Origin of the sequence: Paraburkholderia phenoliruptrix (assembly GCF_019511605.1) — a bacterium.
Taxonomy (GTDB): Bacteria; Pseudomonadota; Gammaproteobacteria; order Burkholderiales; family Burkholderiaceae; genus Paraburkholderia; species Paraburkholderia phenoliruptrix_A.
In genome coordinates, this window is record NZ_JAEUAV010000026.1 from 14,751 (window position 1) to 37,312 (window position 22,562).

Sequence of the window (22,562 nt, forward strand, 5' to 3'; positions counted from 1 at the left end):
GATTTTCGTCCGATGAGCTTTTTGCGTCTTCTCAGAAGCGTCGCGATCGCGTGCGCGTGCGGTCTCGTAGCGACGGCCGCTTTGGCCGACAAACCGGCCACCATTCGCATCGGCGTCGCACAGCAGGGCAACGGCGATCCGCCTACTTTCGGCGGATCGTCGGCGGCAACGGTGCAGCAGCAACAATTGCTCGAAAAAGAATTTGCCGCTGACGGCATCAAGGTCGAGTGGCTATTCTTCAAAGGGGCGGGCCCGGCGGTCAACGAGGCACTCGCGGACAAGTCGATAGACTTCGCGTTTCAGGGCGATTTGCCGTCGGTTCTCGGCCGCGCAAACGGCCTGAAAACACGCATCCTGCTCGAATCCGGCGTGCGGGTGGGCGTGAAGATCGGCGTGCCGCCGGACTCGGATGTGCACTCGATCAAGGATCTGAAAGGCAAACGTGTCGGGCTCTTTCGCGGTACGAACCTGCAGACCGTCGCCGACAACGCACTCGCGAAAAACGGCCTCGACGAGCGTGAGCTACGCGTGATCAATCTGGATACCGCAAGCGCACTTGCTGCGCTCGCATCGAAAGGCATCGACGCGAGCGTCAACGACTACCATCTCTACAAGCTGCGTGATCAAGGGCTCGCGAGGATCATCTACGAATCGCAGAACGATGGTCCGCAGTTCACCCGTCAGGCTCATCTGCTCGTGACCGAGGAATTCGAGCATGCGCATCCGGACATCGTGCAACGCGTGGTGACCCGCTTCGTCAAGGGCGCGCAATGGTCGTCGGACGAAGCGAACCGGCAGGCACTCTTCAAGTCGTGGGCGCGCAGCGGCGTGAGCGAATCGTCGTGGAATGCGGAGTTTCCGCCCGGCTCGCTCAAGTCGCGCAATTCACCGCTTGTGGATCCATTCATTGTCGCGCGCTACAAAGCGGTTGCACAGGACGCGCTGAAACTCAAACTGATACGTCAGCCGGTGCAGGTCGACGGCTGGTTCGAGACGCGCTACCTCGACAACGCGCTTCGCACGCTGAAGCTGGAGCACGAATGGACCCCGTACGACGCGGCAGGCAAGCCGCTCGGCTAACCGGAGAGCGCCGATGAGCGACACCGTCACCCTACATCTGCAAACAGCCAGCAGCCAGATTCCGACACATCCCCCGACGCTGACGCGGCGTTGGCGATCGCTCGGCTGGGCACTCGCGCCGTGGGCGCTGCCGGCGGCACTCATTGCGCTGTGGTGGCTCGGCTGCGAGCGCGGCTGGATTGCACCGCAGATCTTGCCGCCGCCTGCACGCGTGTACGCGACCTTCGTCGATCTGGCGCAAAGCGGCGATCTGCTGCACAACACGCTGGTCAGCCTGCAGCGCGTGTTGTGCGGGTTCGTCGCCGGAACGCTGGGCGGTCTGCTGCTTGGAGCGGCGCTCGGTTTGTCGCGTACGTTCGAGGCCTATGTGCTGCCGTCTTTCAACGCGATCGTGCAGATTCCCGTGCTCGGCTGGCTGCCGTTTCTGCTGCTGCTCGTGGGCGTGGGCGAGCCGTTGAAGTACATCCTGATCGCGCACGCGGCGCTCGTGCCGGCGACGCTCAGTACGTTGCAGGGTTTTCGCAATGTGCCCGTCACGCTGATCGAAGCGTCGCGCGTGTTCGGTTATACGCGCTGGCAGCGCATCGTGCATGTGGTGTTGCGGTGCGCCGTGCCTACGCTTGCAACCGGCGTGCGGCTCGCGTTTACCAAGGCGTGGCTTGCGCTGGTGGTCGTCGAACTGGTTGCGTCGTCCGAAGGGCTTGGCTACTTGATCGTGTATGGCCGCCAGTTGTTCCAGCTGGACCTCGTGATGGCGGCGGTCGTTATCGTCGGGGCAATTGGCTTTGCGATCAACCGCGCACTCGACGCGCTCGAACGACGGCTGCGCCGCGGCTTGCCTTCGGCGTTCCGCTAACCGACTGGAGATCGAAGACGATGGCCAGATTCACTCAAACGTTCTCGTCGCGCAATGCGCCGCCGCAATGCGATTGCGAGGTCAATCGCGAGGTCAATGGCAAAGTCAATGGCAAAGTCAACGGCAAGTCAGCGAAAAAGCGCCGGCTGCCCGACCTGCGTGGCTTCGTCTTGCCGGCGCTTGCCTTCGCAATCTGGTGGGCCGTGAGCGCGGTACACGGCGGCAAGGGCGGACTGCTCGTCACGCCGGAGCAGGTCTGGCATACAACGTGGCAACAGATAACGAGCGGAGCACTCGCGAAGGCGCTCGGTGCATCGCTCGCGCGCGAGGCGAGCGGCTTTGCGATAGGCGCCGTGCTCGGCCTTGCACTGGGTGTTTCGCTCGGTCTGTCGCGCCTCGCGTCTCGCATGATCGGACCGAGCTTCGACACGTTCAAGCAGATCTCGCTGTTTGCGTGGATTCCGCTTATCTCCGTGTGGTTCGGCCTCGGCGACGCGGCCAAGGTCGTGTTCCTGTCGCTCGCCGCGTTGCTGCCGGTCGCGGCGCATACCTGCGACGGCATCCACGCGGTGCCCCGTTCCTACGTCGAAGCGGCGCACGTGTTCCGCTATACGCGCTGGCAACTGGTGTGGCACGTCCTTCTTCCGGCTGCGTTGCCGTCCATTTTTACGGGCCTTTATCTCGCGCTCATTTATTCGTGGCTGGCGACGCTCGGCGCGGAGTATCTGCTGGTTGCCGGCAGCGGCATCGGCAACACGCTGATCGACGGCAGCGAGAATTTCCGCATGGACCTTGTGTTGTTCGGCATCGTGGTGGTGGGCGTGATCGGTTCGCTGCTAAGCGGGCTCGCGCGCGCAGCCGAACGTGCGGTGCTCGAACGCCGCGGCGGCGCGTCACTGAAGGAGAACGTGTAATGACCAGTGTGATGGCAGAAGGCGTGGAGATCGACCGCGTCAGCAAGCACTATGCAACGCTGCCGGTGCTGGACAGCGTGTCGCTGCGGATTCGCGCAGGCGAATTTGTGAGCGTGCTGGGCGCGAGCGGCTGCGGTAAGTCGACGCTGCTGCGCCTGATCGCAGGACTCGACACAGACTACAGCGGCGAAATCCGCGTGGCAGGCGAGCGTGTGTGCGACACGTCGCTGCAACGCGGCATCGTGTTTCAGGATCACCGGCTGTTTCCCTGGCTCACCGCCGCGCAGAACGTGCTGGCAGCATTGCGCAACGCGCCGCTGTCGCTCGCCGAGAAGCGCCGTGCGGTGGCCGAGCATATTGCGCTGGTCGGACTGGAAGGCTTTGAAAATGCGTATCCGCACGAGCTGTCGGGCGGCATGGCGCAGCGCGTGGCGATTGCGCGCGGACTGGTGAACAGGCCGCGCGTGCTGCTGCTCGACGAGCCGTTCGGCGCGCTCGACGCGCAGACCCGAGGGCGCTTGCAGAACGAACTGCAGCGCATCTGGCAACACGAACGGATCACGATGGTGCTCGTCACGCACGACGTCGACGAAGCCATTTACCTCGGCGACCGCGTCGTCACGATGGCGCCTCGTCCCGGCCGTATCGAGCGCATTGCCGACGTGAATCTTCCGCGGCCGCGCGAGCGCACCGATCCGCGCTACGTCGCCTTGCGCGACGAGCTTCTCGCTGGCTTCGGCCAGTCACCTACAGTTCAACCGTGAGAACATGAGCCAACGTCAGATCAAGCTCGGCGCGTTCCTGATGGAGACGGGCCACCACATCGCCGCATGGCGTCATCCGCAGGCGCACGCCGCAGCCGGACTCGACTTCGCGCATTACGCCGAACTCGCGCAGATTGCGGAGCGCGCGAAGTTCGACACCATTTTTTTCGCCGACAGCGTGGGCGTGCGCGATACCGACCTTGCTTCGCTGTCGCGCACCGCGCGAGCCGACCACTTCGAACCTATTACGCTGCTCTCGGCGCTCGCCGCGGTCACGAAGCACATTGGACTGACGGCGACCGTATCGACGAGCTTCAACGAGCCATACAACGTCGCGCGCAAATTCGCGTCGCTCGATCATCTGAGCGCTGGGCGCGCCGGCTGGAACCTCGTCACGTCGAGCAGCGAGGCAGAAGCCCATAACTTCAGCCTCGATCATCATTTCGATCATGCGCTGCGCTACGAACGCGCACGCGAGTTCTACGATGTCGTGACGGGCCTGTGGGACAGTTGGGAAGACGACGCGTTCGTGCGCGACAAGTCGAGCGGCCTCTACTTCGATCCAGCGAAGCTTCATGCGCTGAACCATCGCGGCACGCACTTCAAGGTCAAGGGGCCGTTGAACGTCGCGCGTGCGCCGCAAGGCTGGCCGGTCGTGGTGCAGGCGGGTGCGTCCGAGGCGGGGCGCGAACTGGCCGCGCAGACCGCGGAGGTGATCTTCGTCGCGCATCAGACGCTCGAGGAAGCACAGTCGTTCTACCGCGACGTGAAGGGACGGCTCGGCAAATACGGCCGCCATGCCGACGACCTGAAAATCATGCCGGGCATTTTCCCGGTGATCGGTCGCACGCAGGAAGAGGCCGACGAGAAGTTCGAGGCATTGCAGTCGCTGATCCATCCGGTCGTGGGCGTGTCGTTGCTCTCCAAGATGACTGGTGGCGTCGATCTCTCGTCGTTTCCCGTCGACGGTCCCGTGCCGGACCTGCCGGAGACCAACGGCGGCAAGAGCCGTCAGCGGCTTCTGCTCGACCTCGCGCGCCGGGAAAATCTGACGATTCGGGATCTGTATCTGCGCATAGCGGGCGCGCGCGGACATCAGCAGGTGGTCGGCACACCGCGGAGCATTGCAGACCAGTTGCAGCAGTGGTTCGAGGAGGGCGCCGCGGACGGCTTCAACATCATGTCGCCCTGGCTGCCAGGCGGGCTCGTCGAATTCGCCGATCAGGTGGTGCCGGAGTTGCAACGCAGAGGGCTCTTTCGCACCGAATACGAGGGGCGCACGCTGCGCGAGAATCTCGGTTTGCGGCGACCTGCGAATCGTCACACGCTGGCGCGCGCCGAGCGCGTTCCAGCGGCTGGATGATGCCTGTGCCGGTCGGTACACGCACGGAGCGGCGCTGCGTGTCGCGCTAGCCACTGGGCGGCGGTTCGCTGCTCTCGCGACGCCGCCTGTTGCGTCGGAATCTGCGGTCGTGCATTCGCTTCGCCATCCGCGATTCACCATCCACAATCCACAATCGCGCATATTCAAAGCTCGATTCGCTGGTTCCACCGTGAAAATGCGGTGCCTATACTGCGGCGTCGAATCCACGGGTACGGCGCGCAGTGCGGTCTTGCCGCGAAGTCGTGCCGGCCACTTGATACCGCGCGCTTCAGAACAAGGACCCAGCATATGCACGCAGCTCAGCAACATCGTATTCAAACCACGCTGGAAAGCGCGCTCGCCGCATTGCCCGCGCTCGCCGAGGCGCTAGGAGAAGATGCCGCGCAACGGGAGCTGCGGCGCGAATTGCCGTTCGACGGCTTTGCGCTTTTTCGCGCATCGGGGCTCGGTGTGCTTCGATTTCCAGTTGAATGGGGCGGCCTTGGCGGATCGCTCGAAGATCTCTTTCATGTCGTCGCGACACTCGCGGCACACGAGTCGAATGTCGCCCATGCGTTGCGGATTCACTTCGACCAGACCGAACAACTGTTGCTGTCGCCGCGTTCCGCGTTCAACGACAGGCAGATCGAACGAATCCGCAATGGCGCGATTTTTGGCGGTGCCTCGACCGAACTGGGAACCTCGCGCCCAGGCGAGATCGTCACGAAGCTGGTTCGCGACGGCGAGCATTTCCGCGTGAGCGGCAAAAAATACTATTCGACCGGCACGGCGTTTTCCGACTATGCGCGCATCAACGTGCAGGACGAGAACGACGAGAAGGTGTCCATCGTCATTCCGGTTTCGCGCGAGGGTCTGAGCGTGCTCGACGACTGGGACGGAATGGGCCAGAGAATGACCGCGAGCGGCACTCTCGTGCTCGACAACGTGCAGGTTTTCGCCGACGAGATCGCCCCGCGCGGCTACACGACGCTCGCCGGCCGTCACGGCAGCGCGGTGCGTCAGTTGCATCTCGTATCGGTGGCCGCGGGAATCGTGCGCAATATCGTCGCGGATGCACGGCGCTACGTCACCCAGTTCGGGCGGCCGGTGCTGCACAGCCCTGCGCCTTCCGCGCGGGAAGACGCATTCGTGCAGCAGGTCGTGGGCGAGCTGGCCGCGCACAGTCTTTCGATCGATGCGCTGATCGCCAACAATGCACGCACGCTCGATCGTTCCGCCCAGGCCATCCACAGCGGCGCTGCAGATGCCGAGGAGCGCGTGCTCGAAGGCGCGTTGACCACGGCAAAGACGCAGCTCGTGGTCAGCAAGCTTGCGCTGCATACCGGCGAGCGTCTATTCGAAGTGGGCGGCGCATCGGCCACTGGGCGCGTGCATAACTTCGACAGGCACTGGCGCAATCTGCGCACTATCTTCAGCCACAATCCGCTGCTGCACAAAGCGCGTGTGGTCGGTGATTACGAGTTGAACGGCGTCACCACGCATCTGACGGAAGGACGCGTGTTCTGAGCGGGCAACGCGCCGCATCCGCATAACGCAACGCCGGCCGTGCCTGCCGCGCCGGATCAGCCCGATCCGCAGCAGGGCGGCAGCGTACTTGCCTGAAGCGGGCAACGTGTATCAGAACAGATGCTTGATGCCCCCGAAAGCGCTCTGCCGTGTGCCTGCAACATCACGCGCATGCACGCACGGTGCGTGTCGTTCGCGCGAAGTGCCTTTATCTGCACCGTGCTTTACATATGCCGAACCATTGGTTCATTTAGCGCGACTGCGCCTTTATCGTAGGCGCTGCGCGAGCGGCATTGCGCGCTCGACCTCTTCTTAACAGGCCGACTGAAACGGCCGATGCACGAATACAAGGATGTACGCAATGGCCGGGCTCAACCGCCGCACCTTCCTGCTTTCCTCGACTGCCGCGCTCGCGGCTGCCGGGCTTCCGGCCCGGACTTTTGCGCAGGCTGCCGGGGCTTCCGTAGCGCGCCGCGGCGGCACACTGAACATGTTGATCAACCCGGAGCCGCCGGTACTGGTGTCGATCTTTCAGACCACGGGCCCCGCACTGGTCGCCAGTTCGAAAGTGCTCGAAGGGCTCCTTGCCTATGACTTCGATATGCGGCCGAAGCCGCAACTGGCGACCGCGTGGACGGTCAGTCCCGATGGCCTGAAGTACAGCTTCACGTTGCGCCGCAACGTCAGATGGCACGACGGGCAGCCCTTCACATCGGCCGACGTGGCGTTCTCGATCGAGCTTCTGAAGTCGATTCACCCGCGCGGGCGCAGCACCTTCGCCAACGTCACGCGAGTGTCGACGCCCGACGCGCACACCGCAATCATCGAGTTGTCCAAACCGGCGCCGTATCTGCCGAAGGCGCTGTCAGCGGGCGAATCGCCCATCGTGCCGAAGCACCTGTACGCGTCGGGCGATCCGCTTGGCAACCCGCATAACAATGCACCCATCGGCACTGGCCCGTTTCGCTTCAAGTCGTGGACGCGCGGTGCGAATATAGTCTATGAGCGCAATCCGGACTACTGGGATAACGGCAAGCCGTATATCGACACTCTGGTGTTGAAAGTGATTCCGGACGCCGCCGCGCGCTCGGCCGCGTTCGAAACCGGCGCACTCGATCTGGGCGGGGAAAATCCCGTACCGCTGACAGATCTGCCGCGCCTCACGCAATTGCCGCAACTGGCCGTCGAAACGCGCGGCTACCGCTTTCTGGAGCCGCTCGCGGAGATCGATTTCAATCTCCAGCATCCGATCCTGAATGACCTGCGGGTGCGTCAGGCAATCGCGCATGCGATCAACCCTCAGGTGGTGTTGCGCACGGTCGCGTATGGCTATGCGGAGCTGTCGCCGACTCCAATCACACCGGCCTCGCCGTACCACGACGCGAAGCTCGCACCGTATGCGTTCGACCTTGCCACGGCCGAACAGCTGCTGGACGCAGCGGGTTATCCGCGCAAAGCGGGCGGCGTGCGTATGAATCTCACGCACGACTTTCTGCCCTACGGCGACATGTACCGCCGCCAGGCCGAGTATGTGAAGTCTGCGCTGGCACGCGTGGGCATCGACGTAACGGTCCGCTCGCAGGACTTGCCCGCGTTTCTGAAGCGCGTGTACGCCGACCGCCAGTTCGACTTCACGAGCATCGGCGTGAATACGCTGTTCGATCCGGGCGTCGGCGTGCAGCGCCTTTACTGGTCACGCAACATTCGTCCCGGCGTGCCGTTTTCCAACGCGCCGCATTACAGCAACGCAGAGGTCGACCGGCTGCTCGAGAGCGCCGCTATCGAAACCGACGAGAACAGGCGCGTGGCGTTGTATCAGCAGTTCCAGCAGATCGTCTATCGCGATCTGCCGATTCTCAATCTCGTCGCACCGCGCATGGTCACGCTCGCGAACCGGCGGGTGAACAATCACACGGTGTCTGCGCAAGGCCTCGAAGGCAATCTGGCGGATGTCTATCTGAGCGCGTAACGGAGAGAACCATGAGCCGAGGTTTGCGATTTGCCGCGATCGCGCGGCGCACGGCCTGGCAGGCGCTGCCCACGGTGCTCGGCATCGTGGTACTGAACTTCCTGCTGCTCAAGCTGATGCCCGGCGATGCGGCCGACGTGCTTGCCGGCGAAGCGGGCTCCGCCACGGTGGAGACCATGCAGGTGCTGCGCGCGAAGTTCGGTCTCGATCAGCCGGTGCTGCACCAGCTTTGGTCCTACCTCGTGCACCTGTCGCACTTCAGCCTCGGCTATTCGCCGCGTTACGACATGCCGGTCATGCAACTGATCTTGTCGCGCCTGCCCAATACGTTGCTGCTGATGGGCACCGCGCTGTCGTTCGCGATCGTGCTGGGTGTCGTGCTGGGCGCGGTGATGGCGCATTGGGCCGGCAAGTGGCCCGACCGGGTGTTTTCCGTGCTCGCGCTGCTGTTCTATTCGACGCCGGGCTTCTGGATCGGCCTGCTCGCAATCGTGCTGTTTTCGGTGCACCTCGGCTGGCTGCCAAGCGGCGGCAATGTCACGCTCGGCGTGCAACTGCACGGCTTCGCGTATTTCGCCGACGCATTCAGACATGTGCTGCTGCCGGCCGCCACACTGTCGACCTTTTTTGTGGCGATCTACGCACGGCTCACGCGTGCGGCGATGCTGGAGGTGCAGCGCCAGGACTTCGTGCGCACCGCGCAGGCAAAAGGCCTGCATCCGTTGCAGGTCACGGTGCGTCACGTGCTGCGCAATGCGCTGATTCCGTTCACGACCATCGTCGGCATTCACTTCGGCACGCTTCTCGGCGGCGCGGCCGTTACCGAAACGGTGTTCAGCTGGCCAGGGCTCGGCCGGCTCGCACTCGACGCGGTGATGGCGCGCGACTTCAGCGTACTGCTCGGCGTACTGTTGCTGTCGTCGATGCTGGTGATCCTTGCGAATCTGCTGGTCGATCTGCTGCAGGCGTGGCTCGATCCGCGCATTGGCTGAGTGTTCGTGCAGGTTTCTTCAAAGAGAATGACATGGCTTCCGACTCTTCGAATCTGATTTCGCCGCCCCGTGAGCCGCGCACGTCCGCGTGGCGGCGCCAGTTGGGCAGCACGCTGTTCGGCGCACGCCGCAACAGCACCGCGCGTGCCGCGGCCGATGCTTCAGCGCGCCTCGCCGGACGCGGCGCGTGGCGCACGTTGCTGCGCAATCCGTCTGCCGTGGCCGGGCTGGTGCTGCTCGCAGCCTTCATCGCGCTCGCGCTTGCCGCGGGGCACCTGTTCCCCGGAGATCCGCTCGACATGGTGGCGACGCCGTTCGAATGGCCCGGCACCGATGCGCAATACCGGCTCGGCACCGACTCGTTGGGACGCGACGTTGCGGCGGGCATCGCGCACGGTGCGCGCGTGTCCCTGCTGATCGGCGCGAGCGCGGCCTGCATCGGTCTCGTGATCGGCACACTGGTCGGCGCAGTGGGCGGCTATTTCGGCGGCGTGGTCGACGACGTGCTCGTGCGGATCACCGAACTTTTCCAGACGGTGCCGGCTTTCCTGCTCGTGATCGTGATCGTCGCCATTGGTCATCCCAGCGTGACCACGATTGCGCTGGCCATCGGCATCGCGTCGTGGCCCACGGTCGCGCGCATCGTGCGCGCGGAGTTCCGCAGCCTGCGCCAGTCCGACTTCGTGCAGGCAGCGCGCAGTCTGGGCTTCGGCAACGCGCGCATCATTTTCGGCGAGATCCTGCCGAACGCATTGCCGCCGGTTATCGTCACTGCGTCGGTGATGGTGGCGAGCGCGATCCTGATCGAATCGTCGCTGTCGTTCCTCGGCATGGGCGATCCCAACGTGGTGAGCTGGGGCGCGATGATCGGGGCAGGGCGCGATTCTCTGCGCACGGCCTGGTATCTGACCGCCGTGCCCGGCGCGGCGATCGTGCTGGCCGTGCTTGCGCTGAACCTTCTCGGCGACGGCCTGAACGACGCCCTCAACCCGCGCCTGCGCGAACGAGCCTGACCTGAGCGCGCAACCTGCGCTGCAAGCAACCAAGCGAGGAAACCACGGTGGCCAATCTGCTCGAAGTACGCGATCTGCGCGTGAGTTTCGGCGCGCACCAGGCGGTGCGCGGACTGAGTTTCGATATCGCGCAAGGCGAGACCCTCGCGCTCGTCGGCGAATCGGGCTGCGGTAAGTCTGCGACGGCTCTCGCGCTCATGCGTCTTGTCGCCGCGCCGGGACGCGTGAGCGGAAGTGTGCGCTTCGACGGGCGGGAGCTGCTGGATCTGACGCCGCGGCAAGTGCGCGAAATGCGCGGGCAGCATATGTCGATGATCTTTCAGGAGCCGATGACATCGCTCAATCCGGTGCTTGCAGTGGGCGCGCAGATTGTCGAGACGTTGCGTCGTCACGAGCGTCTGTCGAAACAGGCGGCATGGCGGCGCGCGGTCGAACTGCTCGAACTCGTGCAGATTCCAGAGCCGCAACGGCGCGTGTTCGACTATCCCCACGAATTGTCGGGCGGCCAGCGTCAGCGCGTGATGATCGCGATGGCCGTGGCTTGCCGTCCGCGTCTGCTGATTGCCGACGAGCCGACTACCGCGCTCGACGTGACCATCCAGGCGCATATTCTCGAACTGCTCGACGGCTTGCGGCGCGAACTGGCGATGTCCTTGCTGCTCATCACGCATGATCTCGGCGTGGTCGCGCAGCATGCGGACCGCGTTGCGGTCATGCTGGCCGGCGAGAAGGTCGAGGACGCGCCGGTCGCCCGGCTCTTCACGCAACCGCAGCATGCTTATACGCGGGGGCTGCTCGGCGCGTCGCTGAACCTCGCGGAGGATCTGCACTATCGCGGCTGGAAACTGCCGGAAATCCGCCATGGTCGCGGCGAGGACGGCAAGCCCTCGTTCACGGTGGTGCCGCGCTCGGTGCCCGCCGAGCCACGTGCGGCGCCGTCCGATGGCGGCTTGGGGGCACCGCTGCTCGAAGTGCGCGACCTCCGGGTGGAATACCCGCGGCGGCGCGGCCACGCCGCCTTGCCGGCGGTGGCCGGCGTCTCGTTTTCCATCGCGCGGGGCGAAACCGTGGGTCTCGTCGGCGAGTCGGGTTGCGGCAAGTCTTCGTTGTCCAAAGCGATTGTGCGACTCGTTCCCGCAGCCGCGGGCGAGATTCGTCTGCGCGGCACCGACCTCGCCCCCCTCGGCGAACGCGAGCTGCGGCCGTTGCGGCGACACGTGCAAATGGTGTTTCAGGACCCGTATGCGTCGCTCAATCCGCGCCGCACGGTGGCCGAAATACTCGATACCGTACTGGTAGTCAACCGGATCGGCACCGCACAACAGCGCCGCGCGCGGATTGCCGCGATGCTCGACCGAGTGGGCTTGCCGGCCAGCGCACTGGGCCGCTATCCGCACGAGTTCTCCGGCGGACAGCGCCAGCGCATCGGCATTGCGCGCGCACTCGTGCTGGAGCCCGATCTGCTGATCTGCGACGAACCGGTGTCGGCGCTCGACGTATCGATTCAGGCGCAAATCCTGAACCTTCTTGTCGACCTGAAACGCGACCTCGGGCTGGCTTATCTTTTCATCTCGCACGATCTCTCTGTGGTGCGCTATATCGCCGACCGCGTGCACGTGATGCAGGCCGGACGGATCGTCGAAAGCGGCGATCACCGCGATATCTGGCGCGCGCCGCAGCATCCCTACACGCGCACGTTGCTCGACGCTATTCCGGGCCGTACCTTCGGGAACGCGCAAGCGGCGTGAAGCGGCCGCTTCGCGCGCCGTTTTCGACAGAGGCCTTACTCGTTGCCGAAATACGCCGGCAAGCGGAAGCCGTCGTAGAAATGATTGCCGCGTATCGCCCGTTGAAACTCGGCTGACCGATAGGCCTCGACGATGTCCCGCGTCTGCCTGGCATCGCGGTTCGCGGCTTTGACCACGACCTGGTTGATGTAAGGCGGCGTCATCTGTTCGAGCGCAAGCGCATCGGTCAGCTTGTGGCCGCTGAAAATCGCAAAGTTGCCCTGGATCGCCGCGTAATCGACATCCTCGAGTGCGCGGGGCGCCTGCGCCGATTCGAGCGGAACGATCTTGATACCGGCCGGATTGGCGATCACGTCGTGCTCGGTCACGTCGACCGGATTGGGGTTCGGCCTGATCTTGATCCAGCCGATTCGCTGCAGGATCTTGAGCGCGCGTTCGAGATTGACGGGATCGTTCGGCACCGCGACGCGGGAGCCCGGCTTCACTTCCGCAAGCGAGCGGTGGCGCGTCGAGTACAGCCCCATCGGCGGCGTCGGCACCTGCACCACGCCGACGAGGTCGGTGCCATTGCGGTCGTTGTAAGACTTCAGGTAGACCTCGTGCTGCATCACGTCGGCGACGATGTCCCCGCGATAGACCGCCTGGTTTGCTTCGAGACCGGTGCTGAACTCGACGTATCGGACGGTGTAGCCTTTCCTGCGCAGTTGCGGCTCGACCCCGGCCTTGAATTCTTCGGCGTAGGGCCCCGGAACGAAACCTACCCGCAGTTCGCGCGCCGCGGCGTTGTTGTCTGCGGCCGTGGCATCGAGAGCGGGCGCGCTGCTCAAGCCGGCAAGCACGAGCGCGACGAGCGCTGCACGCGCGAGCCGCAGGCGCACGGGAGTAGGAGGGATGGATTTCATCATGGCGGTGGCGTTCAAAAGAGTGGAGGAGGCTAACGCTGTTGCAGCGGGGTCTCGTCGTGCTGCGCTGGGGTCGAGCGTACGAGGCGTCTGAAGAACGGATGCCCCAGGTCGATAAAACCCGGCGTGGACGGATGCCCGGTCGTCGGGCCGCCGAACATCATCGCGCCGAGCGTCAGAGTCGAGGCCTTGATGCCGCTGCGGCCGAGTTGTCTGCATTCCATGTGAGTTCAGTTTCAGCAAGATTGGAGTACGAAGCTATTTTTACGTTGCGGGGCTGCGGGTGTGCCAGAGTCGGCTCATGTGTTTCACCATCGGCATCGGCATCGGCATCGGGATGGGACTAGGCGGACGGCGCGAGAACGTGGTCGCGACTAGGCGCGCAGGCCGGCTTCGCGCAACAAGGGCAGCACGCGTGCGCCGAAAAACTCGAGGTCCGGCTGGAAATCGAAAAAGCTCAACTGCACACCGTCCACTCCGGCTCGATGAAGCCGCACGATGTAATCGGCAATCTGCTGGGGCGAGCCGACAATCGAAATGTTGCCGCCCACCGCGCGCGCGGCCGCCTGATTGCGTTGCTCGGCGTTACCTCGCCACGCGTGGGCGTCGCTATCGAAGCGATGAAAGCTTCCCTCGTCGCCATGCGCGACGATCGCGTCGCGATAGGCCAGTGCTTCGGCCGCCGTTTCGCGGCAGATCACCATGGGGTTGATGAGCGTGCGTATCTTGCGGCCGTACTTTGCGGCAGCCGCTTTCACACGCGCCGTATGCGCGGGCAACGCGGCAAGCGCGGCTTCTATTTCCGGACCGGCGGGACTCGTGATGAACACCACGTCCGAATAACGCGCAGCGAATTCGATTCCTGCGTCCGAGCCGGTTGCGTTAACCAGCAGCGGGCGGCCGAATTGCGGCTTCGGCGTGACGAAAGCCTTGTTGAGCTTCCAGCTGGAGAGCAGCGGCGCGAAACTGAAGTTCTCCCGTTGCGCCCACAACTGCTGGACGGCGTCGAGAAACTCGCCCGCCAGTTCATAGCGGCGGTCGTGTTCGATGCGATGCCAGCCGAACATCTCATGTTCGATAGCGCGATGCCCTGTCACGACATTGATGCCCCAGCGGCCTTTCGAAATGTGATCGAGCGTGGCCGAAAACTTCGCGAAGTGCAGCGGATGCCACGGTCCGTAGAGCACATGGCTCGTCGCGACAAGAATGATTCTTTCGGTGCACGCGGTCATTGCAGCGAGCGACATGAAGGAGTCGAGCGCCTCGCCGTTGAACACGCCACCGTAGCCGCCCTTCGGCAGCCACTGCGAAAGCGCGAACACCAGGTCGAAGCCGAGGCTTTCCGCTTTCTGCACGAGTGCGAGGTTGTAGTCGAAGTTCCAGTCGGTCGTGCGCGGCAGCGTGGACGCGCTCCAACCGCCGGCCTGAATCGGCAGGAAGAGCCCGAGCAGCAGAGGCTGCTGGAGCGCGCGCGCGACCGGACTGGCGGGGAACCCGGCAGGCGTGGGCACCGGCACGAAAGGCGTTGCATCGGGCGACTGTGCTGACGCCTCGCGGTGAATAGCAGGAGTGGCTTCGGTCATGGCTTCGGTCATGGCTCGGGTGATGGCCTCTGGTCGGTCGCTCAATGTTCTAACGTGGTGGTCGGGCGAACATCGCGCGGGTCACGGTCGAACCATGATCGGCAGTCGTGAGCGCAGCCGGCGCTGCCGCAACGATTCAGGAATGCGCACCGAAGGCGCGAAAAAACGGTTCTGGCGGACATATCCGACGTTGCGATAGACAAAGTTCAGGGTCCTGCGTCGCATTCAGGAGAGTGCGCCGCAAGCCCGGAAAACTTACCGGCATAGCGTCATGTCGGACAACGAACAATAATTTCTATCCTTATTTGCGGGCCGCAACGCTGCTCTGGAAATGACGCAGCGGCGTAAGCAAAGCAGAATCGCTTGGTTCGCTCACGCGCGGCGGCTGGCTATGCTGTGCAGCGTATTGGACTCATCCGCTCCGTCGATCAATCCGACGACTTGCACATGACCACGCTCAACGAATATCTGGTGCAGAAGCGCGCCGCCTGGCTTGCCAAACGCGAAGCCGCGCGCAACGATCAAGGACAACAATGAAATCGACTCATGGGGCACACGCAGCGAGGCTTGCCGCGCTGCTGGCGAGCACATGGCTTGCCATTGCGGCTGCGGGCGTTCATGCGGCGCCGGAGCACGGCGGAACGCTCACCTGGCTCGTCACGCCGGAGCCCGCTTCCATTGTTCCGCTCACCACGACCGCCGGCGGCAATGCCGAAATCGGCCCGAAAATAGTGGAAGGTCTTCTGACCTACGACGCGAACCTGAACCCGAAGCCCTTGCTCGCAACGTCATGGGTGGTCAGCGCAGACGGTCTGCAATACCGCTTCAATCTGCGTCATGGGGTGAAGTGGCATGACGGCAAGCCCTTCACATCCCCCGACGTGGCGTTTTCGATCCTGACGCTGAAGCAGGTGCATCCGCGTGGGCGCAGCACGTTTGCCAACGTAACCGACGTGAAGACGCCGGACCCGTACACCGCGATTATCGAGCTTTCGCGTCCCGCGCCGTTTCTGCTCACCGCGCTCGCAGGCACCGAGTCGCCGATCATTCCGAAACACCTCTACGAAGGCACCGACGTCGCGGCGAATCCGTACAACAGCGCACCTGTCGGTACCGGTCCGTTCGTGTTCAGGTCCTTCGCGCACGGCAGCAACATCGTGCTCGAACGCAACCCGGACTATTGGGACAAGCCAAAACCGTACATCGACAAGATCGTCGTACGCTTTTTGCCGGACGGTGCGGCGCGTGCCGCCGCACTTGAATCGGGCGCCGCCAACCTGGGCGACCAGGCTATCCCGCTGTCGGACGTGAAGCGCTTCGGCGCGTTGCCCAACTTCAATGTGGATACAACTAACTGGGCATACAACAGCAACCATCAGCAGTTGATATTCAATCTCGACACGCCGGTTCTGAAAGACAAAACGGTGCGCAAGGCGATCTCGCAGGCGCTCGACGTCTATGCGCTGAACCGGGTTGTCTGGTACGGCTACGGTCAGGTGTCGGCGGCCGCGATAGGCACCGCCAACGCGAAGTATCACAACGCGGACATCCATTACTTTCCGTACGACGTCGCACAGGCGAACGCCGCGCTGGACGCTGCGGGTTACAGGCGCGGCGCGGACGGCAAACGCTTCAGACTGCGGCTGCTCTTCAATCCGTTCCAGGACCCGCGTGCGGCAGACTTCGTGCGCCAGTCGCTCGCGCGCATCGGGATCGACGGCGAGATTGAAAGTTACGACTTCGCCACCTACGTGAAGAAGGCCTACACCGATCGCGGGTTCGACATTACGCTCGAAGCGCTGTCCAACACGTTCGACCCGACCGTGGGCGTGCAGCGGGTGTTCTGGTCGAAGAACTTCAGGATCGGTCTGCCGTTCTCGAACGCGGCGCACTATTCGAACCCCGAGGTCGACCGTCTGCTCGAGGCCGCTTCTGTCGCGACCGACGACAAGCAACGCCGCCAGCTCTTTCTGCAGTTCCAGCAGATCGTGCACGACGATATTCCGTCCATCGAGTTCGGCGCGAATCCGAACATCACGATCTCGTCGAAGAAGGTGAAGAACTATGCGCCGGGCGGCGAGGGCATACGCGGCAATTTCGCCGACTTGTATATCGAGCGCTGAAGTGCACGAGCGCCGCTTTCCCACGCTCGCTGAGCGCCACTGAATCAAACAGGAAATGACGAAATGAGCCGCGATCTTCTGATCCTGCTGGAACCCGCATTCACCGACCCGCAACATCCCGGCGAGCGTTTCATCTGCCCGGACGGCGCGCCGATAGAAGGCCTGCTTGCGAGCGACCCTGCGCGCGTCGCGCGACTCGACGTGCTGCGCGTGCCGTTCGAGCGCCCGCGCAAGGCGGTGATCGAGGTGCTGGACGAAGCGCATCAGGGCCTGCCTGTGCTCGTGCTCGGCGACGCGCAGCCCGCTCCTGCCGATGCGCAAACGCTCGGCGAGCGGCGCTTCGTCACGAACCCGCGGCGCATTCTGGATCTGCTTGCCGAGCGGCACGGCTTTCCAAAAGTTCATTGAGCGACCCACAGGAGCCGCTGATGAATCGCCCGCCTTCACGCGCTGTTGCGCGCCGTCTGCATCTGAACGTCAACATTCTGCACTCGGGGTTCGTGCCGTCCGCATGGCGGCTCGACGAAGCCGATCCACTCGCCTTCGTCGACGTCGACCACTACGTGAACGTCGCGCGCATAGCCGAGGCTGGAAAGCTCGATGCGGTCTTTCTCGCCGATAACGCCGCAATTGTCGATCAGATCGATTTCCGCCCGATCACGGCGCTCGAGCCGACCGTTGTGCTCGCAAGCATCGCGGCGGCAACCACGCATATCGGCGTGATCGGCACCGCGTCGACGAGCTACAACGAGCCGTACAACATCGCACGTCGTTTTGCGACGCTCGATCACGTGAGCAGAGGACGCGCAGGCTGGAACGTCGTGACGACCGCCGATCTGCCGTCGGCGCGCAACTTCGGTCGCGCCGCGGTGCCGGATCACGCAGAGCGCTATGAGCGCGCCGCCGAATTCACCGAGGTCGTGAAGGCGCTATGGGACAGCTGGGCAGACGACGCGTTCGTCGGCAACAAGGCACAGGGCCGTTTCGTCGACGTCGCCAAGGTGCATCCCATCGAACATCGCGGCCGGCATTTCGACGTGCAGGGCGCATTGAACCTGCCGCGCCCGCCGCAAGGTCATCCCGTGGTCGTGCAGGCGGGCGGCTCGCCTGACGGTCGCGAGCTTGCGGCGCGCCACGCCGAGGCGGTGTTTTCGGCGTCGCAATCGTTCGAGGAATCGGCCGCATACCGGCGCGAGCTGAATCAGCGCGCGGCCGCATACGGGCGCGCGGGCGTCAAGGTGCTCGCGGGACTGACCACCATCATCGGCGCGACAGAGCGCGAGGCGCTGCGCCGGCGCGACGAACTCGTCGAACAGATCCCGTGGGACTATAGCCTGAGGCGGCTCGCCGGCACGCTCGGCGTGGAGGTCGAGCGGCTAGCACTGGACGCGCGTTTGCCCGACGATCTCGCGTTGCCCGGCGGCGGCAACGGCAACCATACGTTCTTCCATGCGACGCTCGCGCAGGCGCGTCGTCACGGCCATACGGTGCGCGAGCTGATACGCGCGCTGGCGGGCGGCACAGGGCACCGTGTAGTGGTAGGCACACCGGAGCAGATTGCGGACGATATCCAGCACTGGTTCGATGGCGAGGCGGCCGACGGTTTCAACCTGATGCCCGACGCACTGCCTCACGGCCTGCGCGATTTCGTCGAAGGCGTGGTGCCGATACTGCAAAAGCGCGGGATTTTCCGCACCGACTACGAGGGCACGACTCTGCGCGACCACCTGGGCCTTGCGCGTCCGGTCAATCCGCAGCGTTGGCGAGCGCGCGTGAGCGCGGCGCGCATTCGTTGAAACCGCAACCATATTGCACCCATCATGAGCCAACGTACAGGACATCTTCACCTCGGCGCGTTTCTCTATCCAACCGGGCACCACATCGCCGCGTGGCGTCATCCGGCCGCCCACGCAGAGGCGGGCCGCGATTTTCGCCACTACGTAAGGCTTGCGCAGAGCGCCGAGGCCGCGAAGTTCGACCTGGTGTTTCTCGCGGACGGCTCGGGCACGCGGGGCGACAACGTGGACTTTCTGAGCCGCACCGCGCACAGCTACGTGGCGCAGTTCGAGCCGCTCACCTTGCTGTCGGCGCTGGCCGCCGTCACCGAACATATCGGTCTCGTCGGGACTGCGTCGACGACGTTTAACGAGCCGTATCACATCGCACGCAAATTCGCGTCGCTTGATCACATCAGCGGCGGGCGAGCCGGCTGGAATCTCGTCACTTCGTCGAATGCCCACGAGGCCAAAAACTTCGGCTTCGACGAACACCTTGCGCATGCGCGGCGCTACGAGCGCGCGGTCGAATTCGCGGAGGTGGTCGAGGGCCTGTGGGACAGCTGGGACGAAGGCGCCTTCGTGCGCGACAAGGCAGGCGGGCGCTACTTCGATCCGGCAAAGCGCCATGTGCTCGAGCATCGCGGCGAGTTTTTCAAGGTGCGCGGTCCGCTGAATGTGGAGCGCTCGCCGCAAGGCAGACCGGTCGTCGTGCAGGCGGGTTCGTCGGAGGCGGGCAAGGCGCTCGCCGCGCGTACCGCCGAAGTCGTTTTTACCGCGCAGCAGAGGCTGGAAGATGCGGTCGCGTTCTACTCGGACGTGAAGGGGCGCCTCGCGCAGTACGGACGCGAGCCCGACGACCTGAAAATCATGCCGGGCGTCATGCCGATTGTCGGCAGCACGGAGCAGGAGGCGCACGACAAATTCGGCGCGTTGCAGGCGCTGATCGATCCAGCAGTCGGGCTTTCGCTCGTCTCCGGGCTCACGGGCGGCTTCGATCTGTCCGGCTTTCCGCTGGACGGTCCGATTCCCGAGTTGCCCGAGACCAACGCGAGCAGGAGCCGGCAGTCGCTGACGCTGGAGCTCGCGCGGCGCGAGAAGCTGACCATCCGCGAACTGTATCTGCGGGTCGCAGGCGCGCGCGGGCATTGGCAACTGATCGGCACGCCCGCGCAGATTGCCGATGCGCTGGAGGAGCGCTTCGTCAACTACGGCGCGGACGGCTACAACGTGATGCCGGCGTTGCTGCCCGAGGGCCTCGACGACTTTATCAGACTGGTGCTGCCGCAGTTGCAACGCAGAGGGCTTTTTCGCACCGAATACGAGGGGCGCACGTTGCGCGAGAATCTCGGTTTGCGGCGGCCCGTTTCGCGGTATCAGCGGGAAACTGCAGCGGCCTGACGCTCACTTTCACGTCAGCACGAGGCGACTATCTGCTGCGCCTTTTTCAGTCGCGCGACAACGAATGCCGGATCGTCGAGTGTTCTGGCGAGGCGCGAGCGTCGCCATGCGCCCGAAAGAATATCGTTTACGACTGCATCTCACGTGCGCACCGTTCTCAGCCGTAGAGCATTGCCGATGACGGAAACCGAACTCAATGCCATCGCCGCACTCGCGATAATCGGGCTTAGTACAACGCCGAGCCATGGGTAGAGCACACCGGCCGCGACCGGAATTCCCACGGCGTTGTAGGCGAACGCGAAGAAAAGGTTCTGCCGGATATTCTTCATCGTGGCGACGCTCAATGCCTGTGCCCGGGCAATGCCGCGCAAGTCGCCTTTCACCAGCACCACGCGCGCGCTGTTCATGGCCACGTCAGTTCCCGTTCCCATCGCAATGCCGACGTTGGCCTGCGCGAGGGCCGGTGCGTCGTTCACGCCGTCCCCAGCCATCGCAACCACGTGCCCCCGTTGCTGAAGTTCCTGGACGTGCCGGTACTTGTCCTCGGGGAGAACGCCGGCTTTGACGCCATCGAGCGTCAAAGCCTTCGCGACCGCGTTCGCCGTGACCGCGTTGTCGCCGGTCAGCATAATGATTTTGATGCCGGACGCTCTCAACTGACGGACCGCGTCGGGCGTTGTTTCCTTCACGGGGTCTGCGACACCGACGTAGCCGGCTAGTTCGCCGTCTATCGCGAGATACATGACCGTCTGCCCGGCCTCGCGCAGCTTGTCCGAGTCGACCGCGACCGACGAGCAGTCGACAGCCGCGTCGTTCATCAGCCGTGCATTACCGAGTGCCACTACGTGACCAGCGATTTTTCCCGTCACACCTTTGCCAGGAATCGAATCGAACGAATCGACTGGGCTCGTCGCGACGGCCAATTCTTTGGCGCGCGTGATAATGGCCTGGGCGAGAGGATGTTCGCTCGCGCCCTCCAGACTGGCCGCATGGCTGAGTACAACGGATTCCGGTTGACCGTGCAGCGCGACCACCGTCTGCACGCGTGGCTTGCCCTCCGTGAGCGTACCGGTTTTGTCGACCACCACCGTATCGACTTTTTCCATCAGTTCAAGCGCTTCCGCGTCCTTGATGAGCACGCCTTCTTTGGCGCCCCGGCCGACGCCGACAATGATGGACACCGGTGTAGCAAGTCCAAGAGCACACGGACAGGCGATGATGAGAACGCTGATCGCGACCACCAATGCATTCGCGAGAGCAGGCGCCGGGCCCACCACTGCCCAGATGACGAAGGAAGCAGCCGCAATACCGATGACGGCAAGCACGAACCAGCCCGCGACCTGGTCGGCGAGCTTCTGGATAGGCGCACGCGTGCGCCCGGCCTCTGCCACCATCTGTACGATTCTCGCGAGCAGCGTGTCTGAGCCGATTTTCTCGGCTCGCATCAGGAACGTTCCCGTCTGATTGACCGTCGCGCCAGTTACCTTGCTGCCCGCGATTTTTTCGGCTGGAATCGATTCGCCCGTAATCATCGATTCGTCGACGCTCGACGTGCCCTCGAGGACAACGCCGTCGACCGGTACCTTCGAACCCGGTTTGACCCGAAGGGTTTCGCCGGCCACAACGTCTTCCAGCGGCACGGTCTCTTCCGTGCCGTCCGGTCTGACGCGTACCGCCGTGTGAGGCGCAAGATGCAGCAAATCGCGAATGGCGCTGGACGTGCGCGTGCGCGCGCGCAGCTCCAGCACCTGACCCAGCAGCACAAGCGCCACGATGACAGCTGCGGCCTCGAAATATAGCGGCAGCTCATGACCGCTGCCGAACGCCTCGGGCAGCGCCTCGGGAAAGAACAGCGCGAACACACTGAACCCGTAAGCGGCAGCAACACCCAGGCCAATCAGGCTGAACATGTTCAACTGCCAGGTCACGAAGGATTTCCACCCGCGCTCGAGAAACGGCCATCCCGCCCACAGCACGACGGGCGATGCAAGCACCAACTGCACGCATTGCGACCACGACGCGCGCATCCAGTGAGGCAGCGGCCAAGCAGCGAACAGGCGCTCCAGTTGCGCGTCCAGGTCGAAGGGCAGCACCATGCGCCCCATGGTCATGAAAAGTAGTGGAACGGACAGCACGAGCGCGACCCAGAAGCGTCGCGTCATCGACTCCAGTTCGGCGTTGGGGCCTTCTTCCGCGAGCGGTGCGAGAGGCTCCAGAGCCATACCGCAGATAGGGCAGGCGCCGGGAGCGGAAGCCCGTATCTGCGGATGCATCGGGCACGTGTAGACGACTCCTGTGGGAGCAGGCGCGGTAGCGGCGTTCGCGACCATGCCTATGTACTTGTCCGGTGTACTGCGGAAAGATTCCAGACACTTGCTGCTACAGAAGTAGAACGTCCTGTTTCGATGAGAATACCGATGCCTGGAGTCCGTCGTGATGGTCATCCCGCATACCGGGTCCACGACCTCGGTCGCGTCGTGTCGGACGGCGTTGTGCCGGTGTGCGTCGCCGCCGGCATTGTGAAGGTGAACCTCGGACTCTGACATTGCATC

General features: G+C 63.9%; 20 protein-coding genes. 16 read left to right on the top strand and 4 right to left on the bottom strand.

Translation table 11 applies throughout. From position 1 onward, the window contains the following. The first annotated feature begins 12 nt into the window (after nucleotides 1–12). From JNB89_RS25240 to JNB89_RS25285, 10 genes are all read left to right on the top strand, one after another. A complete protein-coding gene (locus JNB89_RS25240) occupies nucleotides 13–1,080 on the top strand; it encodes an ABC transporter substrate-binding protein (RefSeq protein WP_220364016.1) in 1,068 nt (355 codons plus the stop codon). 13 nt (nucleotides 1,081–1,093) lie between these two features. Further along, nucleotides 1,094–1,936 (top strand): ABC transporter permease, encoded by an 843-nt coding sequence (locus JNB89_RS25245; RefSeq protein ID WP_220364017.1) that lies wholly within the window; start codon nucleotides 1,094–1,096, stop codon nucleotides 1,934–1,936. A 20-nt stretch (nucleotides 1,937–1,956) separates the two neighbouring features. After that, on the top strand, nucleotides 1,957–2,850 hold the full coding sequence (locus JNB89_RS25250) for an ABC transporter permease (protein WP_220364018.1): 894 nt from the start codon (nucleotides 1,957–1,959) through the stop codon (nucleotides 2,848–2,850). Then, the gene (locus JNB89_RS25255) at nucleotides 2,850–3,614 is read left to right on the top strand and encodes an ABC transporter ATP-binding protein (protein ID WP_220364019.1); all 765 of its coding nucleotides are present in this window, start codon (nucleotides 2,850–2,852) and stop codon (nucleotides 3,612–3,614) included. Before JNB89_RS25250 ends, JNB89_RS25255 begins: the two co-directional genes overlap by 1 nt. 4 nt (nucleotides 3,615–3,618) lie before the next feature. Beyond that, a complete protein-coding gene (locus JNB89_RS25260; RefSeq protein WP_220364020.1) occupies nucleotides 3,619–4,977 on the top strand; it encodes an LLM class flavin-dependent oxidoreductase in 1,359 nt (452 codons plus the stop codon). 309 nt (nucleotides 4,978–5,286) lie between these two features. Continuing rightward, nucleotides 5,287–6,504, top strand: a complete 1,218-nt coding sequence (locus tag JNB89_RS25265) for an acyl-CoA dehydrogenase family protein (RefSeq protein ID WP_220364021.1) — start codon at nucleotides 5,287–5,289, stop codon at nucleotides 6,502–6,504. Between the two features lie 361 nt (nucleotides 6,505–6,865). Beyond that, nucleotides 6,866–8,473, top strand: coding sequence for an ABC transporter substrate-binding protein (locus JNB89_RS25270; RefSeq protein WP_220364022.1), 1,608 nt, complete (start codon nucleotides 6,866–6,868; stop codon nucleotides 8,471–8,473). Nucleotides 8,474–8,484: 11 nt separating this feature from the next. Further along, nucleotides 8,485–9,465, top strand: coding sequence for an ABC transporter permease (locus JNB89_RS25275; RefSeq protein ID WP_220364023.1), 981 nt, complete (start codon nucleotides 8,485–8,487; stop codon nucleotides 9,463–9,465). A gap of 32 nt (nucleotides 9,466–9,497) precedes the next feature. After that, the gene (locus JNB89_RS25280; protein WP_220364024.1) at nucleotides 9,498–10,478 is read left to right on the top strand and encodes an ABC transporter permease; all 981 of its coding nucleotides are present in this window, start codon (nucleotides 9,498–9,500) and stop codon (nucleotides 10,476–10,478) included. 47 nt (nucleotides 10,479–10,525) lie between these two features. Then, on the top strand, nucleotides 10,526–12,226 hold the full coding sequence (locus JNB89_RS25285) for an ABC transporter ATP-binding protein (RefSeq protein ID WP_220364025.1): 1,701 nt from the start codon (nucleotides 10,526–10,528) through the stop codon (nucleotides 12,224–12,226). 35 nt (nucleotides 12,227–12,261) lie between these two features. On the opposite strand, the gene JNB89_RS25290 is transcribed toward JNB89_RS25285, so the two are convergent. The 3 genes from JNB89_RS25290 to JNB89_RS25300 all read right to left on the bottom strand — a co-directional run bounded on the left by JNB89_RS25290 (nucleotide 12,262) and on the right by JNB89_RS25300 (nucleotide 14,711). Continuing rightward, nucleotides 12,262–13,131, bottom strand: coding sequence for a MetQ/NlpA family ABC transporter substrate-binding protein (locus tag JNB89_RS25290; RefSeq protein ID WP_220364026.1), 870 nt, complete (start codon nucleotides 13,129–13,131; stop codon nucleotides 12,262–12,264). A 29-nt stretch (nucleotides 13,132–13,160) separates the two neighbouring features. After that, nucleotides 13,161–13,352 carry a hypothetical protein gene (locus JNB89_RS25295; protein WP_220364068.1) on the bottom strand — a complete coding sequence of 64 codons (192 nt, stop codon included), beginning with the start codon at nucleotides 13,350–13,352 and terminating at the stop codon, nucleotides 13,161–13,163. Between the two features lie 150 nt (nucleotides 13,353–13,502). After that, nucleotides 13,503–14,711: an LLM class flavin-dependent oxidoreductase gene (locus JNB89_RS25300; RefSeq protein ID WP_431026602.1), complete on the bottom strand. Its 1,209-nt coding sequence runs from the start codon at nucleotides 14,709–14,711 to the stop codon at nucleotides 13,503–13,505. 363 nt (nucleotides 14,712–15,074) lie between these two features. On the opposite strand from JNB89_RS25300, the gene JNB89_RS25305 reads away from it, so the two are divergent. The 5 genes from JNB89_RS25305 to JNB89_RS25325 all read left to right on the top strand — a co-directional run bounded on the left by JNB89_RS25305 (nucleotide 15,075) and on the right by JNB89_RS25325 (nucleotide 20,010). After that, nucleotides 15,075–15,248, top strand: coding sequence for a hypothetical protein (locus JNB89_RS25305; RefSeq protein WP_220364069.1), 174 nt, complete (start codon nucleotides 15,075–15,077; stop codon nucleotides 15,246–15,248). Then, nucleotides 15,245–16,834: an ABC transporter substrate-binding protein gene (locus JNB89_RS25310; RefSeq protein WP_220364028.1), complete on the top strand. Its 1,590-nt coding sequence runs from the start codon at nucleotides 15,245–15,247 to the stop codon at nucleotides 16,832–16,834. Before JNB89_RS25305 ends, JNB89_RS25310 begins: the two co-directional genes overlap by 4 nt. Before the next feature lie 63 nt (nucleotides 16,835–16,897). Continuing rightward, nucleotides 16,898–17,242: a DUF3088 domain-containing protein gene (locus JNB89_RS25315; RefSeq protein WP_135893467.1), complete on the top strand. Its 345-nt coding sequence runs from the start codon at nucleotides 16,898–16,900 to the stop codon at nucleotides 17,240–17,242. Between the two features lie 20 nt (nucleotides 17,243–17,262). Next, on the top strand, nucleotides 17,263–18,630 hold the full coding sequence (locus JNB89_RS25320; RefSeq protein WP_220364029.1) for an LLM class flavin-dependent oxidoreductase: 1,368 nt from the start codon (nucleotides 17,263–17,265) through the stop codon (nucleotides 18,628–18,630). A gap of 24 nt (nucleotides 18,631–18,654) precedes the next feature. Then, a complete protein-coding gene (locus JNB89_RS25325) occupies nucleotides 18,655–20,010 on the top strand; it encodes an LLM class flavin-dependent oxidoreductase (protein WP_220364030.1) in 1,356 nt (451 codons plus the stop codon). 140 nt (nucleotides 20,011–20,150) lie between these two features. Here the strand turns inward: JNB89_RS25325 and JNB89_RS25330 are convergent, their stop codons facing one another. Beyond that, nucleotides 20,151–22,472, bottom strand: coding sequence for a heavy metal translocating P-type ATPase (locus tag JNB89_RS25330; protein WP_431026604.1), 2,322 nt, complete (start codon nucleotides 22,470–22,472; stop codon nucleotides 20,151–20,153). Between JNB89_RS25330 and JNB89_RS31260 the strand changes: the two genes are divergently transcribed. Further along, the gene (locus tag JNB89_RS31260) at nucleotides 22,428–22,553 is read left to right on the top strand and encodes a hypothetical protein (RefSeq protein ID WP_262928138.1); all 126 of its coding nucleotides are present in this window, start codon (nucleotides 22,428–22,430) and stop codon (nucleotides 22,551–22,553) included. The two genes, JNB89_RS25330 and JNB89_RS31260, sit on opposite strands and share 45 nt — an antisense overlap. The last annotated feature ends 9 nt before the right edge of the window (nucleotides 22,554–22,562 follow it).

Bases quoted from the DNA above. Each gene is read 5' to 3' on its own strand.
- JNB89_RS25240 (WP_220364016.1), top strand. From the start codon at position 13: ATGAGCTTTTTGCGTCTTCTCAGAAGCGTCGCGATCGCGTGCGCGTGC.
- JNB89_RS25245 (WP_220364017.1), top strand. From the start codon at position 1,094: ATGAGCGACACCGTCACCCTACATCTGCAAACAGCCAGCAGCCAGATT.
- JNB89_RS25250 (WP_220364018.1), top strand. From the start codon at position 1,957: ATGGCCAGATTCACTCAAACGTTCTCGTCGCGCAATGCGCCGCCGCAA.
- JNB89_RS25255 (WP_220364019.1), top strand. From the start codon at position 2,850: ATGACCAGTGTGATGGCAGAAGGCGTGGAGATCGACCGCGTCAGCAAG.
- JNB89_RS25260 (WP_220364020.1), top strand. From the start codon at position 3,619: ATGAGCCAACGTCAGATCAAGCTCGGCGCGTTCCTGATGGAGACGGGC.
- JNB89_RS25265 (WP_220364021.1), top strand. From the start codon at position 5,287: ATGCACGCAGCTCAGCAACATCGTATTCAAACCACGCTGGAAAGCGCG.
- JNB89_RS25270 (WP_220364022.1), top strand. From the start codon at position 6,866: ATGGCCGGGCTCAACCGCCGCACCTTCCTGCTTTCCTCGACTGCCGCG.
- JNB89_RS25275 (WP_220364023.1), top strand. From the start codon at position 8,485: ATGAGCCGAGGTTTGCGATTTGCCGCGATCGCGCGGCGCACGGCCTGG.
- JNB89_RS25280 (WP_220364024.1), top strand. From the start codon at position 9,498: ATGGCTTCCGACTCTTCGAATCTGATTTCGCCGCCCCGTGAGCCGCGC.
- JNB89_RS25290 (WP_220364026.1), bottom strand. From the start codon at position 13,131: ATGATGAAATCCATCCCTCCTACTCCCGTGCGCCTGCGGCTCGCGCGT.
- JNB89_RS25295 (WP_220364068.1), bottom strand. From the start codon at position 13,352: ATGGAATGCAGACAACTCGGCCGCAGCGGCATCAAGGCCTCGACTCTG.
- JNB89_RS25300 (WP_431026602.1), bottom strand. From the start codon at position 14,711: ATGACCGAAGCCACTCCTGCTATTCACCGCGAGGCGTCAGCACAGTCG.
- JNB89_RS25310 (WP_220364028.1), top strand. From the start codon at position 15,245: ATGAAATCGACTCATGGGGCACACGCAGCGAGGCTTGCCGCGCTGCTG.
- JNB89_RS25315 (WP_135893467.1), top strand. From the start codon at position 16,898: ATGAGCCGCGATCTTCTGATCCTGCTGGAACCCGCATTCACCGACCCG.
- JNB89_RS25320 (WP_220364029.1), top strand. From the start codon at position 17,263: ATGAATCGCCCGCCTTCACGCGCTGTTGCGCGCCGTCTGCATCTGAAC.
- JNB89_RS25325 (WP_220364030.1), top strand. From the start codon at position 18,655: ATGAGCCAACGTACAGGACATCTTCACCTCGGCGCGTTTCTCTATCCA.
- JNB89_RS31260 (WP_262928138.1), top strand. From the start codon at position 22,428: ATGCCTGGAGTCCGTCGTGATGGTCATCCCGCATACCGGGTCCACGAC.